This is a genomic window from Corynebacterium sp. SA-MJD20WY100, from assembly GCF_039822565.1.
Taxonomy (GTDB): Bacteria; Actinomycetota; Actinomycetes; order Mycobacteriales; family Mycobacteriaceae; genus Corynebacterium; species Corynebacterium phoceense_A.
Window position 1 is genome coordinate 1 of record NZ_JBCJKS010000034.1, and the last position, 13,295, is coordinate 13,295.

Annotated in this window: 13 protein-coding genes and 4 pseudogenes; 11 read left to right on the forward strand and 6 right to left on the reverse strand. The window is 62.0% G+C overall.

The features are described from left to right. Positions 1 to 267: 267 nt before the first annotated feature. Positions 268 to 825 carry a hypothetical protein gene (locus ABJ196_RS12430; protein ID WP_257036379.1) on the forward strand — a complete coding sequence of 186 codons (558 nt, stop codon included), beginning with the start codon at positions 268 to 270 and terminating at the stop codon, positions 823 to 825. Here the strand turns inward: ABJ196_RS12430 and ABJ196_RS12435 are convergent. Then, the gene (locus ABJ196_RS12435; protein WP_306430263.1) at positions 822 to 1,187 is read right to left on the reverse strand and encodes a CHY zinc finger protein; all 366 of its coding nucleotides are present in this window, start codon (positions 1,185 to 1,187) and stop codon (positions 822 to 824) included. The two genes, ABJ196_RS12430 and ABJ196_RS12435, sit on opposite strands and share 4 nt — an antisense overlap. Between ABJ196_RS12435 and ABJ196_RS12440 the strand changes: the two genes are divergently transcribed. Then, a complete protein-coding gene (locus ABJ196_RS12440) occupies positions 1,135 to 1,506 on the forward strand; it encodes an NUDIX domain-containing protein (RefSeq protein ID WP_257045236.1) in 372 nt (123 codons plus the stop codon). The two genes, ABJ196_RS12435 and ABJ196_RS12440, sit on opposite strands and share 53 nt — an antisense overlap. Here ABJ196_RS12440 and ABJ196_RS12445 read toward each other — a convergent pair. Then, complete coding sequence (locus ABJ196_RS12445; protein WP_347307539.1) at positions 1,487 to 2,146, reverse strand: type 1 glutamine amidotransferase; 660 nt, start codon at positions 2,144 to 2,146, stop codon at positions 1,487 to 1,489. The two genes, ABJ196_RS12440 and ABJ196_RS12445, sit on opposite strands and share 20 nt — an antisense overlap. A gap of 552 nt (positions 2,147 to 2,698) precedes the next feature. Here ABJ196_RS12445 and ABJ196_RS12450 point away from each other — a divergent pair. Then, positions 2,699 to 3,343: a hypothetical protein gene (locus tag ABJ196_RS12450; protein ID WP_257045238.1), complete on the forward strand. Its 645-nt coding sequence runs from the start codon at positions 2,699 to 2,701 to the stop codon at positions 3,341 to 3,343. A gap of 708 nt (positions 3,344 to 4,051) precedes the next feature. Here the strand turns inward: ABJ196_RS12450 and ABJ196_RS12455 are convergent. Further along, positions 4,052 to 4,201, reverse strand: a pseudogene (locus ABJ196_RS12455) (multicopper oxidase family protein); the annotation flags it as partial. A gap of 71 nt (positions 4,202 to 4,272) precedes the next feature. After that, positions 4,273 to 4,848 (reverse strand): CueP family metal-binding protein, encoded by a 576-nt coding sequence (locus tag ABJ196_RS12460; RefSeq protein ID WP_070540093.1) that lies wholly within the window; start codon positions 4,846 to 4,848, stop codon positions 4,273 to 4,275. A gap of 403 nt (positions 4,849 to 5,251) precedes the next feature. Here ABJ196_RS12460 and ABJ196_RS12465 point away from each other — a divergent pair, with 403 nt between their 5' ends. The 6 genes and pseudogenes from ABJ196_RS12465 to ABJ196_RS12490 all read left to right on the forward strand — a co-directional run. Then, complete coding sequence (locus tag ABJ196_RS12465) at positions 5,252 to 5,974, forward strand: response regulator transcription factor (protein ID WP_086890425.1); 723 nt, start codon at positions 5,252 to 5,254, stop codon at positions 5,972 to 5,974. Next, the gene (locus tag ABJ196_RS12470; RefSeq protein ID WP_347307543.1) at positions 5,971 to 7,098 is read left to right on the forward strand and encodes a HAMP domain-containing sensor histidine kinase; all 1,128 of its coding nucleotides are present in this window, start codon (positions 5,971 to 5,973) and stop codon (positions 7,096 to 7,098) included. Before ABJ196_RS12465 ends, ABJ196_RS12470 begins: the two co-directional genes overlap by 4 nt. A 140-nt stretch (positions 7,099 to 7,238) precedes the next feature. Next, positions 7,239 to 7,565, forward strand: a complete 327-nt coding sequence (locus ABJ196_RS12475) for a heavy-metal-associated domain-containing protein (protein ID WP_035106071.1) — start codon at positions 7,239 to 7,241, stop codon at positions 7,563 to 7,565. A gap of 51 nt (positions 7,566 to 7,616) precedes the next feature. After that, positions 7,617 to 9,851: a copper-translocating P-type ATPase gene (locus ABJ196_RS12480; RefSeq protein ID WP_086890427.1), complete on the forward strand. Its 2,235-nt coding sequence runs from the start codon at positions 7,617 to 7,619 to the stop codon at positions 9,849 to 9,851. 47 nt (positions 9,852 to 9,898) lie between these two features. After that, positions 9,899 to 10,510 (forward strand): YdhK family protein, encoded by a 612-nt coding sequence (locus tag ABJ196_RS12485; RefSeq protein WP_347307546.1) that lies wholly within the window; start codon positions 9,899 to 9,901, stop codon positions 10,508 to 10,510. A gap of 224 nt (positions 10,511 to 10,734) precedes the next feature. Beyond that, positions 10,735 to 11,235, forward strand: a pseudogene (locus tag ABJ196_RS12490) (IS6 family transposase); the annotation flags it as partial. A 204-nt stretch (positions 11,236 to 11,439) separates the two neighbouring features. On the opposite strand, the gene ABJ196_RS12495 reads toward ABJ196_RS12490, so the two are convergent. Both ABJ196_RS12495 and ABJ196_RS12500 read right to left on the reverse strand, forming a co-directional pair. Next, positions 11,440 to 12,036 carry a cadmium resistance transporter gene (locus tag ABJ196_RS12495; protein WP_066491223.1) on the reverse strand — a complete coding sequence of 199 codons (597 nt, stop codon included), beginning with the start codon at positions 12,034 to 12,036 and terminating at the stop codon, positions 11,440 to 11,442. Continuing rightward, entirely contained in the window at positions 12,036 to 12,395 is a 360-nt protein-coding gene (locus ABJ196_RS12500; protein ID WP_035106074.1) for a metalloregulator ArsR/SmtB family transcription factor, read from the reverse strand. Before ABJ196_RS12500 ends, ABJ196_RS12495 begins: the two co-directional genes overlap by 1 nt. 350 nt (positions 12,396 to 12,745) lie before the next feature. On the opposite strand from ABJ196_RS12500, the pseudogene ABJ196_RS12505 reads away from it, so the two are divergent. Beyond that, positions 12,746 to 13,036: pseudogene (locus ABJ196_RS12505) on the forward strand (recombinase family protein); the annotation flags it as partial. Between the two features lie 58 nt (positions 13,037 to 13,094). Beyond that, a pseudogene (locus ABJ196_RS12510) lies at positions 13,095 to 13,219 on the forward strand (IS6 family transposase); the annotation flags it as partial. Positions 13,220 to 13,295 lie beyond the last annotated feature (76 nt).

Here is a 13,295-nt window from a genome sequence, read left to right on the forward strand (position 1 = left end):
CCACTACATATTGCGGTGCCTGATTCACGCCGCCAACATCCGACACAAAATCAATGCACTCTAAAACCGGAAGAGCCCCTTACTTTTCGAGAAATGGGAACTTTGGTCCCATCGTAGGTGATCAGCATCACCTGTTGCCGGAAACTATTCAGCACTTGGCAGGAATCTATTATCCTCGTGAATTTCCCAGGTCACGCGAGGGAAGCCCCCCACAAACCCTGCACACAGGTCTTTCACATGCGTCACATTCGTGACACAATGGCCCGCATGACTATCGCACGTAAAGCTGCCCTGTTCGCCGCCACTGCCGGCCTGACCGCCACCCTCGCTGCCCCGGCAGCATCCGCCGACGCCATCGATGACTACCTGGCCAAGGTTCCTTCCGGCCAGATTTCCTGTGAGCAGGCGGCGAAGTACTACACGAATCCGACGGACTACAACAACAAGAAGCGCCAGGCGCTCGCCGTCGCCACCTTCGATTCCCGCGGCTCCCAGATCCGCGACGCCATCTCCCGCGCCGATGAGGCCATCGCCCGCTGCAACCTGGCGAATGGTGGCACGACCACGAACACCAACACTACTACCCCAGCCCCGGCGAACAACCAGTCGAACACTGCACATAACCAGAGCAACACCAACAACCAGGCTCCGGCGCAGAACAACACCCGCATCATCCCGCTGTTCGTCCAGGCTGGCCAGCCGACCATCGACGTGCCGGTCCCGGCCGCGAACGTCACCGTCCGCGTTCCCAACGTCCCGCAGCTCATCCAGGCGGCCATCGCCAAGATCCAGGCTGGCGACTTCGCCAACCTGTCCTCCTTCTAATCGGAGACCTGGAAGTACAGCTCCGGATGCAGCTTGCACCCGGGATTAAACGGGGCACCGCACGAGAGACACTCCGTCCCGTACTCATGGAACGTCATCTGGTGCCCACAGACCCCACACATAACGGCGGGTTCGTCTAAGGGCATCTGCCCAAACGCATGGTCCGCCGCGTGACACCACGCGCAGGCAAACCACTTGCCGCAGGTGGCGCACTTATTCGCCACCACATCAAGGGCGCTGTGCCAATGAGCACAGCGCCCGTCGGCATCTATTGCTCCCACAATCTCCATGGGATCTAGACTAACCTCCATGCCCATCATCGAGGTCAGCGCCGTCATCTTCCGCGACTCCCGCGGCCGCATCCTCCAGGTCCGCAAGCGCGGTACCACTGCTTTCCAATTCCCCGGCGGCAAGCCCGAAAACCCCGAAGAGCCTGCCGATGCCGCCGTCCGCGAGGTCGCCGAAGAACTCACCGTCCACCTCGACAGGCGCGACCTTGTCCCCCTCGGCGCCCGCACCGCGCCCGCCTCCAACGAGCCCGGCTACACCGTCCTCGCGCACCTCTTTGAGTACCCGCGGCCGATCCTCCCCCAGCCGGCCGCCGAAATCGTTGAGCTCGCCTGGGTTGATCACGCCAACCCGCACGTGCCGCTCGCCCCTCTCAGCGCCGCATTCCGCTGAGAATGCGGCGGCGATAGCCTGGCCAGCGGCGCGGATGGGGGCATCGGCACGCTCCATGCGAGCCTGCATCTCCGCCCCATCCAGCCCCGACATCTCGGCCCAGCGCGCCATCGTCGCAGGCGAGGCCTCCGGGTGAAACTGCACAGACACCGCCGATCCGCATGGCTTGAACCTCACACCGGGATGACGATGCAAGGAGCTGCGCGTTCGGCGGAAGTACCGTCACCGCATCATTGTGCGACTCCGGCCTGATGGCGCTCTCTCCGAGCACGCGCAGGACCGAATCCGCCTGCCCCGCGTCGTTCACACGAATCTCGTACGGCCCATCCTCCTTGGCGTCCATTTTCTTTACCGTGACCTCGCCGCCGAAAGCCGTGGCGAGAATCTGGTGTCCGAGACAAATCCCGAGAACCGGAATCTCTTTATCCACCGCATCCACGAGCAACTGCCGCAAAGCCGGCAGCCACTCCGGCCCTTCGACGGCGTTCATCGTGCCGCCCAGCACGACGATGCCCCCTGCACACTCCTCCACCCGAGGCACCCTATCCCGGAAAAGCCCAACAATCCGAAAGTCTGTTTCAAGCCACTGACTAAAACGGTCGAGGGTGACCTTGGGGCACGGTTGAATCACAGTAATCATGCGCTCAATATGGATGATGTACTGGTGAATCTCACGTATTTTATCCGACCAATTTGCGTTCTTGCGTCCTTTTCACTCAACCCTTCCAACTACCCCTAGCGCATGTTGAGAGTCTCGTATATGTTTTCGATCAAGAACTCGTTCTACTGTTTCTGTTGGCCCTTTCTCTCTTCTTTGAGGACCTTGTGATGACCGAACCCGTTGCACTTGTCGATCCCCCTCCTCCTGGTACTCCTGCCGCGTTCGTTGCCCATACCAATCCCGCTTGCCCGAAGGCGGTGGCCCAGTCGCGTATCCGTCATGCGGAACTGGATTTCTGGGCCGAGTTCCTACCTGCTCCTGATGGGTCCAATGCGCAAACCAGCGAGCAAGAGTTCGGCCTCGTGAGCTTCGACTCGCTCAAGGTCAAGGTGGACGGCGATGGCAGCGACTGGACGGTGCCGCCGTTCTACACGGGCGATGATGAAATTCGGGAGGCGTCCGTCGACCACGATGAACACTATCTCTACTTCAAGTTCGAGATGAATGAGGGGGGCCGAGGGATTCCCCGCCATGCTCATCGACAGCATTCCGGACCAGGGCAACTCAAGCGCGCTAGGCACCCCCACAACCTTCCCCAACGACTTCCTCATGACCTTCGACAAGGCCGAAGAACGTGTGCAGGTCGACCCGTATTACGACATCCACAGTTACCTCTATGGCTTCGCGTACGGGTACATTCCGGTGCCTGAGGCGATGGAGCGCAAGAATTCCGGCCAGTTTGCCCCCATCAACTACGTGCTCAATCAGCAGATGTTCAATCCCGAGACGGACCAGACCATCCTCTTTAAGCAAAATGAGACGGGCAAGCTGCGCGAAGGCAACGCGAATCCAGACTCGCCGGACTACAACTCGCTCGCGGACTTCGCGTGGTCAGCGGACAAGAAGCCCCTTGAGGTCCGCATTGCGCGGTTGTTGCTCAACGTGCGCGATCCCAGCCGCAAGGAGATCACCGCAGACTTCGTGAAATCCGACAATATCTACGACAGCCAGTTCACCAAGGACGTCGGCATTAGCTTCGGCGTCGTCCAGGATGGCGCACTGCGCGAGTTGTCTGCGGCGCGCTACACGTGGGACAACTGGGAGCGTTTCGGCACCACCCAGCGCCTGAAGAAGTCCTACGGTATCCTGCAGGACTACTTCACCACGGTTGAATAAACGCCTGGGACGCGCCTGGGAATTTCCGCACACAGATTCCCAGGTTCGATCGGCGAAAGCGCACGTGAACTGGAGAGATGAGCGTTACATATTTGAAATGTTCACAGGGTCAACTGTGAAGAACCTAGAGGTCGTTGCGATGACGACTTACTACTTTTAGGGTAGATCCCACGAGCTACGGCTCAGTTGAACGACATCACCTACAGATTGGAGAAAATCATGAGCTCGACCTTTGAAAACATCTTCGATGTTCTCTTCGATGCAGCCCAGACTGCCGTCAACTTCCCGTTTGAGGTTCTCAGCGCACTGTCCTCCGCTGCCTTCTAAACCTCAGGAGCCGAACACCCGGCTGGCCTTCGATGGCCAGCCGGGTCGTTCTTGTTTTACGCCAACAAGGCGTTGAACACCTCGGAGGTTGACGGGTGCGTGTAGATGCCGTCACCGACCGCCTTAGCCGGGATGCCATTCGCCATCGCCAGCGCCCTGACTTTCACAACAAATCCAGAGTTTTCTCAGCCGCAACGCTGTGGCCTGGGATTATATTGTGCTGGAAGGGCGTTTTCGCGGACTAAGGCCGTAGTAGATTTCTGCTGTGGCCTACATCAAATACGCGCGGACCGTCTCAGGGAGCGTAAGTGTTCGGGTCGTGCGTTATAAGGCCGGCAGGATCGAAGGGGCCTGACCCCGACGTGTCCACTTTCCGGGGGTCAGGCCCGTGGGGGTGGGAGTGGGGCGAAGGGAGGGACCTGGTGCCGAGGCAGCGGGTCCAGGGTCGCTGGTGCAGGCGGCCACGGCCCCGGTGCCAGCGAGGACGAGCCCGCCGAGCAGAAACTGTCGTCGGGAAAACGCGTTCATCATGATTTAACCTTCCTTGGTGCTAGATTTCAGTGACACGGGAGACAGGCGCAGGTGAGGACCCTGCTGAGCCATCACGTCAGGCGCAGGTCTGTGACACAGGTGGCACCGTCGTCGGTGGTGGAAAACTCCGTGGTGCCGGTACGCCCCTGGTAGCTGACCTCAATCAAGCCGGTGACATCATCGGGAAGCCAGAAGCCAATAAACCCGTTGTCGAAGGTGGTTGTCGCCTCGTCCACCAGCACCTCACCGGTCGCCTCATCGGTGATCGTGACCTGGATGTCCTCATTGTCGAGTTCCCCCCGGCAGGTCGTGAGGCTGTGGTAGAAGCAGTCGTGGGTGGAGGTGAGATAGGGTGCGATCGAGACATACGTCTGATTGTCGGGAAGATCGACCACGACTTCCTGGCCATCGCTCGAGAGCAGCAGTTCATCGGCACGCACGGAGGCGATCAGATCCGTGGGACGCTCAGTGACCTTCTGCCGGTCGAGGTGATCAATGATCTCCACCGCGTCCATGGCGGCCAGGCCATGGGTAGTCAGGAATGTATCCTGGGACACCGTCCCTTCGGCGGTGAGTTCCGGGTCGGTGGCCGAACACCCCGTGAGGGCGAGGGCAAGGGCGGCGGCTGCGATCGCTGCTCGTTTCACGTCAATCTCCTTGGATCGTGGTAAGACGGTGAGAAGACACCGCCTCAAGGTCGATGCCATACCTTTATCTAGCACGGGTGCCTGACGGCCCAGAAATTAAAAACCCTGCTCACAGCCTTATAACAGGGCGAAAAGGGGGTGAATTCGGTGGGCTGGGTCACCACCGGGACACCACCCCACAGCCGTGGGCGATGTCCTACTAACCGCCCCGGGTATGCGGTGCAGGCAGTGAAATCCCTGGTGGCGCCTGCTGAGCTGACCAGGGGAGGCGATGCCGCCGACCCGGGGTGGGGCACAGGGGTGACGGCGGTCGAAGGGTGATGTTTGAAGATTTGATGAAGATTTCCCGCCGGGCACTGAGCGAGGGTGGTATTCCCCCCTGGCCGGAACGATACTAGGGCCTATGGCTGACCGCACACCGACCACCGCCACGCCCCCGGGGCGGGTGCTGGTCGTCGATGATGAACAACCCCTAGCTCAGATGGTGGCTTCTTACCTCATCCGGGCCGGCTTCGATACCCGCCAGGCGCACACCGGCACCCAGGCCGTGGACGAGGCCCGTCGCTTTTCCCCCGATGTTGTGGTGCTGGATCTGGGGCTGCCCGAACTCGACGGCCTGGAGGTGTGCCGACGGATCCGCACCTTCTCGGACTGCTACATCCTCATGCTCACCGCGCGTGGCAGCGAGGACGACAAGATCAGCGGTTTGACCTTGGGGGCGGATGACTACATCACCAAACCTTTTAGCATCCGGGAACTGGTGACCCGGGTGTATGCGGTGCTGCGCCGCCCGCGCACCAGCACCACCCCACCGCAGGTGACCACTCCCCTGATCGTTGGTGACCTCATCCTTGACCCCGTCGCCCATCAGGTGCGGGTGGGGGAGACGACCGTGGAGCTCACCCGCACGGAGTTCGAGCTGCTGGTTGCCCTGGCCCTGCGCCCCGGCCAGGTGCTGACCCGCCACGACCTGGTCTCCGAGGTCTGGGACACCACCTGGGTCGGTGATGAACGCATCGTCGATGTCCACATCGGCAACTTGCGTCGCAAGCTCGGCACCGACACCCGGGGCCGGGGGTTTATCGACACCGTGCGTGGCGTGGGCTACCGGGTGGGGCAGCCATGAATCACGGACCCGGCCTGACCTTCCGCTTCCTGGCCGCCCAGGTGTTGGTGGTGGTGATTAGCCTGCTGGTGGCCGCGGCCGTGGCCACGATGGTGGGTCCGATCCTGTTCCATGATCATATGTTGATGACCGGCCGGGAGGACCCCTCGCTGGAGCTGTTCCATGCCGAGCAGGCCTACCGGGGCGCCAACCTGATCACCTTGGCCGTCGCCCTGCCCACTGCCTTGATCAGCGCCCTGCTGGCCAGCCTGTGGTTATCGCGTCGTCTGCGCACCCCCCTGCAGGATCTCACCCGCGCCGCTACCAGCCTGACGGCCGGCAACTACCGTATCCGCGTGCCCGCCGGAGAAGCAGGCCCCGAGGTCACCACCCTGGCGCATGCCTTCAACACCATGGCCGACCGGCTGGAACACACCGAACAAGTCCGCCGCCAGATGCTCTCTGATCTGGCCCACGAAATGGGCACCCCCTTATCGGTGCTCACGGTCTACCTCGATGGTCTCCAGGACGGGGTCGTGGACTGGAATAATGCCACCCACACGATCATGGCTGACCAACTCACCCGCCTGACCCGGTTGATGGAAGACATTGACGATGTTTCCCGGGCCCAGGAACGCCGGATCGATTTGGACCTGACGGAGGAAGGGCTCGGGGAACTGCTCCATACCGCCGCTGCTGCCGCGGGGGAAGCTTATGCTGACAAAGGCGTCGATTTACAGGTCGAGACCATTACAGACACCGCCCGGGTGCTCGTGGACCGGCAACGCTTCGGCCAGGTGATGAGTAATCTCCTGTCGAACGCGCTACGGCACACCCCAGCCGGCGGGCAGGTCCGGATCAGCGTCCACCGACAGGGGGCGTCCACCGCGCTCATCCACGTTGCCGATGACGGCGAGGGCATCCCACCTGACCAGCTCAGACACATCTTCGAACGCTTTTACCGGGGGGACGCCGCCCGCAGCCGGGACGCCGCCGGGGCCGGTATCGGTCTGACCATTTCCAAGGCATTGATCGAGGCTCACGGCGGCACTCTCACCGCCACCTCCCCCGGACCTGGTCGCGGAGCGGTGTTTGCCCTCCGCCTCCCGCTGTCCCCTCCCGACAGTGAGGAGGCTGCTCGGTGACCACACCCTGCCCCGCGTGAGGGCCGTGCCCTCTACCCCTTGAAAATATACCCCCAGGGGGTATGCTGAATATATACCCCCTGGGGGTATACGCTAGAGAGCGGCATCGCCGCACCCCACCGACCCGTAGGAGCTTTCCCATGATCACCTCCCCGCCCCGCCTCTTGCCGATGGTCTCCCACGGCTGCAGCTGTTGCGGACCTGCCTCACGTGCCGACAGCGCCTCCATCCCTGCCGCTAGCGACTCGTCAGCAGGAGGGTCCTCCCCTAGCTACCAGGTCACCGGCCTGACCTGCGGGCACTGCGCGAAAAGCGTGACCCTGGCTCTTCAGGCCCTCCCCCAGGTCGACGACGTCCAGATTGATCTCGCTGCTGGTGGTGTTTCCACCGTCACGGTCACCGGTGTCGTACCTCCGGAGATGGTTCGCCGGGCCATTGAGGAGGCCGGCTACGCCGTCTTATCCTGATCAGTTTTACCCATCATCTCGACCCCGACCGGGTTGAGCGAAAGGAACGTCATGAGCACTCCCAATCATTCGGGCGCTCACCATGGTGATCACCCCGCTCCGGAAACAGACCACACCCACCACCCGGATCATGCCAGCCATGAACACCACGCAGATGCCGACACCCACGGCCAGGCGATGCCCCACGATCACCCGCACTCCGCCCTGGACGAAGACCACCACGTTCATGGTCACGGCGAACACGCCGGACACAGCACCGCAATGTTTCGGGGCCGCTTCTGGTGGTCGCTGATTCTGTCCATTCCCGTCGTTATTTTCAGCCCCATGGTCGCCCACCTGCTCGGCTACCACCTCCCGGCATTCCCTGGTTCCACCTGGATCCCCCCGGTGCTGGGCACGATCATCTTCGTCTACGGCGGAATGCCTTTCCTCAAGGGCGGATGGAAAGAACTGAAATCCCGCCAACCCGGGATGATGCTCCTGATCGCCATGGCCATCACCGTGGCGTTTGTGGCCTCCTGGGTCACCACTCTGGGGCTGGGCGGTTTTGAGCTGGACTTCTGGTGGGAGCTGGCCCTGCTGGTGACCATCATGCTGCTGGGGCACTGGCTGGAGATGCGCGCTCTCGGGGCCGCGTCCTCCGCGCTTGACGCGCTGGCTGCCCTGCTGCCGGATGAGGCCGAGAAAGTCATCGACGGGACTACCCGCACCGTGGCCATCTCCGAGCTGGTCGTCGACGACGTCGTGCTGGTGAGGGCCGGTGCCCGAGTGCCGGCCGACGGAACCATCCTCGACGGAGCCGCCGAATTCGATGAGGCGATGATCACTGGCGAATCCCGTCCCGTCTTCCGCGACACCGGTGACAAGGTGGTCGCCGGTACCGTGGCCACCGACAACACCGTCCGCATCCGGGTGGAGGCTACCGGCGGGGACACCGCCCTGGCCGGGATCCAACGCATGGTTGCCGACGCCCAGGAGTCCTCCTCCCGGGCCCAGGCCCTGGCGGATCGGGCGGCAGCGTTGTTGTTCTGGTTCGCGCTGATCTCCGCTCTGATCACCGCGGTGGTGTGGACCACCATCGGCAGCCCAGACGATGCCGTGGTGCGCACGGTTACGGTGCTAGTCATCGCCTGTCCGCACGCCCTGGGCCTGGCGATTCCTCTGGTCATTGCGATCTCCAGCGAGCGGGCCGCGAAATCCGGGGTGCTCATCAAGGACCGGATGGCGCTCGAGCGGATGCGCACCATCGACGTGGTGCTCTTCGACAAAACCGGCACCCTGACCGAGGGTGCGCACGCGGTCACCGGTGTCGCCCCGGTGCCCGGTACTTCGGAAGGGCACCTGCTGGCCCTGGCCGCCGCCGCCGAGGCCGATAGTGAACACCCCGTGGCCCGCGCCATCGTGGCTGCCGCGGCCGCACACCCGGAGGCCTCACGCCGCCCACTGCGCGCAACCGGTTTCACCGCCGCCTCCGGCCGCGGGGTCCGGGCCACTGTCGATGGCGCTGAGATCCTCGTGGGTGGGCCGAACATGCTGCGCGAGTTCAACCTCACCACCCCGGCCGAGCTCACCGACACCACCAGCGCCTGGACCGGGCGTGGTGCCGGCGTGCTCCATATTGTCCGCGACGGTCAGATCATCGGTGCCGTGGCCGTCGAGGACAAGATCCGCCCCGAATCCCGCGCCGCCGTCAAAGCCCTGCAGGACCGCGGGGTGAAGGTCGCGATGATCACCGGTGACGCGCAGCAGGTGGCCCAGGCAGTGAGCAAGGACCTGGGGATCGATGAAGTCTTCGCCGAGGTCCTGCCCCAGGACAAGGACACCAAGGTCACCCAGTTACAGGAGCGTGGCCTGAGCGTGGCCATGGTCGGTGATGGTGTCAATGACGCCCCCGCTCTGACCCGCGCGGAGGTCGGTATCGCCATCGGTGCCGGCACGGATGTGGCCATGGAATCTGCCGGGGTGGTCCTAGCCAGTGATGACCCGCGGGCAGTGCTGTCGATGATTGAGCTGTCCCAGGCCAGCTACCGCAAGATGATCCAGAACCTGATCTGGGCCTCTGGCTACAACATCCTCGCCGTGCCGCTGGCCGCCGGAGTGCTCGCCTCGATCGGGTTCGTGCTGTCCCCGGCCGTGGGCGCAATCTTGATGTCTGCCTCGACCATCGTGGTGGCCCTGAACGCCCAGCTGTTGCGCCGCATTGATCTGGAGCCGGCTCACCTGGCTCCGACCGACGGGAAGGAGGAACACAGTGAGTCGATATCCCCCGTAACCGTTACTGACTGACCTTGTCCCTCGACTCCTAACTCACACCACCTTTGAAAGGAACACTCATGAAACGCAGCATTACCCTCGCCGCCTTGGTACTGACCTCCACCCTGGCGCTGACCGCCTGCAGCGACGCCGACAACTCCGACGATGCCGACACCACCAGCACCACGACGGCAACCGCAGAGACCCACGAGACCCACCAGGAAGACTCCACCACTGCCGACGAAGAGCACGGCGGGCACGACCACCCTGCCGACGGCGGGGCACCGCCGGCAGGCATTGAAGAGGCCGAGGATCCCACGTACCCGGTGGGCACCGAGGTCATCCTCACCGCTGACCACATGCCCGGCATGGACGGCGCCACCGCCACCATTTCCGGGGCGTTTGATACCACGACCTATTCGGTCAGCTACACTCCCACCGAGGGTGGGGCCCCGGTTACCGACCACCGCTGGGTCGTCCATGAGGAGCTCGTCGATCCGGGTCAGGCCCCCCTGCCCGACGGGGCGAGCGTTGTCCTAGATGCCGAGCACATGTCCGGCATGAAGGGTGCTGAGGCCACCATCGATTACTCCACCGAGGAGACGGTCTACATGGTTGATATCACCGTCGACGGGATGACGATGACCAACCACAAGTGGGTCACCGAGAGCGAGATCCAACCCGCCGAATAGTCCACCCACCCTGAACCGCGAGACCAGACAAGGCACCCGCTCCAAGGTCGGTCATCAATCGCTGCCGACCATGCCACAGCACACCAGCCACACACGGAACCTGCACGCCCACAGGGCCCACGCTGAGGTAGGCCTTCTGTGTCACTGCTTCTCTTAGTCAGGGGAAATATGCCCTGGAATGACCCTGGTGACAGGAGTTCATTCCAGGGCCTTGTCTCTGCCCACAGGCCAGTTCCTGGCGGGTGGATGAAACCTATATCCGGGTCGGCGGCAGGTGGTGCTACCTCTATCGGGCGATCACCGCCGGTGGCCAGACCCTGGACTTTTTACCTCTCTCCGAAGCGGAACGTGGCCGCAGCGAAGCGTTTCCTGGCCAAGGCCCTCAGATCCAATGCGCCAGCCGGGTATCCCAGAGTGATCAACACAGATAAAGCACCCTCCCTAGCCAGGGCAATCGCCGAGTGGAAGTCCGAGGGAATCGGCCCGCCAACAGTGGAACAACGGCAGGTGAAATACCTCAACAACATCCTGGAAGGCGACCATGGTCGACTGAAGCGGACCCTCGGGCCGAAAGGCGCGTTTAAGAACCGGACATCTGCACATCGGACGTTGAAAGGGATGGAAGCGATGCACTCATTACGGAAAGGGCAAGGCACGATGTTTGCCCTCACGGGCAACCGAACCCGGACGCGGTGATCGTCAATCGAGTCTTCGAGACGGCCTAACAACGCCCACACGCAGCGGTCATCAGGGGATGAGAAACTGAGTCTTCGCTGCTCTCCCCGCCCAACTTTGCAACAGCACCCTCCAAGAACGATTCAAGGGCCTGGCCCCGATGCAGTATCGGAACCAGGCCCCCGCAAAGACCCTAACCATTTAGAATTAACCCAGTCCAGAAAATGGGGGTCAGTTCACTCGGGATGGGCTTATTAGAGGCCGAAGGCGCCGCCGCTGATGAGGATGAAGATGCCCAGGCCGATCAGGACGATCGGGAACAGCACGTGCTCCCAGCGCTCAAGGACTTCTGCGATGGGCGGGCGGGTGGCCACGAACTTTGCCAGCAGGACCAGGCCTGCCACCAGGACGAGGAAAACGATGCAGTAGATGATGACGTCGGCAGTGTCCACGTTGAGGAAGACCGGAACGTAGACGCCGATATTGTCGCCACCGTTGGCAAACGTCACACCGGCGACGGTCATCACACCCACCTTTTTCCCGGCGATCTTCGCATCATCATCGTCGTCATCATCGCTTCGCCAAGCCTGCCAGGCCGCCCATAGTCCCAGGGCCAGGGGAATTAGTCCGAAGTACGGGATCGCCTCAGCAGGTAGGAATGCTCCTGCCCCCAGCATGACCAGGACTGCGGCCGCGAGGATGCCCATGAAGCCGAGGTACTGCCCAGCCAGAATCCGAAGCGTGGTCCCTTTTTGCCCCGCCCCGCGGGCAAAAAACAGCGAGAGCACAATGATGTCGTCGATATTGGTGGCGATAAACAGACCAATCGCCGACAGTAGACCGGTTACCACTACGCACTCTCCTGTCCAGTGACACACCCAGGTACGGCGCATCCGGCGTCGATGCATTCGACGTTGTCATCGACGGCCAGGGTGGTATCCAGCAACGCGTTCAACGCCTGCGCCAGATGAGCATCAACGATCTCGTAGCGGGTCTGTCGCCCCTGCGGTTCGGCGACAACAATTCCGCAGTCCCTCAGGCAAGCGAGATGGTTCGACACGTTCGAGCGCGTCAGTTCCAGATCCTGGGCGAGAGCGGCCGGGTAGGCCGGTCCCTCCAGCAGCGCCAGGAGAATGCGGGAACGAGTCGGATCCGCCATGGCCCGACCCAACCGGTTCATCACGTCTAGTCGAGAAGCAATAGTCAGCATGTGCTGAACTATACAGTTGTTGCTGAACTAACTTCAACATGGGATGGCGTTGTTGCTAGAGGTCGTCTGCACTTTCAGGCTGAGGCCTTCACTGCGCAGGAAGGAAGCGGCCGCCTAGTTGGCGGTGTTCCCGACGTGATTTAAAGGTGAGGGCTATTGCCGGCAGCTTCCGGCCCAGGCCAGTGGCGGCCCACGTACCGATCAGGGTGTCCCACTTCCAAGGAAGTGAGACACCCTTAATGAAACCAATTGAAAATACACAGCCCCAGGAGAGGACTGTTCCACAAGCTATTCCAACGAATTGACTCGCAAAACCTGCTGCAGAATAGACTTCCGGCACGCTGTGGGTCATAGATATTGGTAACGCCCGGGTTTCCACCGCAAAACAAGACCTCGACCGTCAGATCGACGCGCTCCGTAAAGAAGATGTTGCGGATAAATACATCTACGTCGACAAGAAATCCGGATCCACCACGAATCGGCCCGGACTCCAGCAAGCCCGCGCGGGAGATGTCATTGTCGTCCACACCCTCGACCGGCTGGGCCGCACCGTCCGTGACACTCTCAACCTGATCCATGACCTTCAGGAGCGTGGGGTAGGGGTGCGCACCTTGACTGATCCCATCAAGGTCAATTCCTCGAATCGGTGCTGTTGCAAAGTTGGGGCAGTAGGAAGAGCGACGTGAAATAGTCACAGCCATGGGTATCTTCTCCGGTCGTCATTTCCCCGTGACATCATTCTGTGGGCAGTGCGGTGGTACTGCCACTACGGGGTGAGCTACCGCGATCTGGAGGAAATGATGACCGCGCGGGGCGTGCCAATGAGGGTGTCTGATGGTTTGTGTGTGGGAATCCATCCCGCATAAGGAGATAAGCCAGAATGACTACTGTGGCACGACG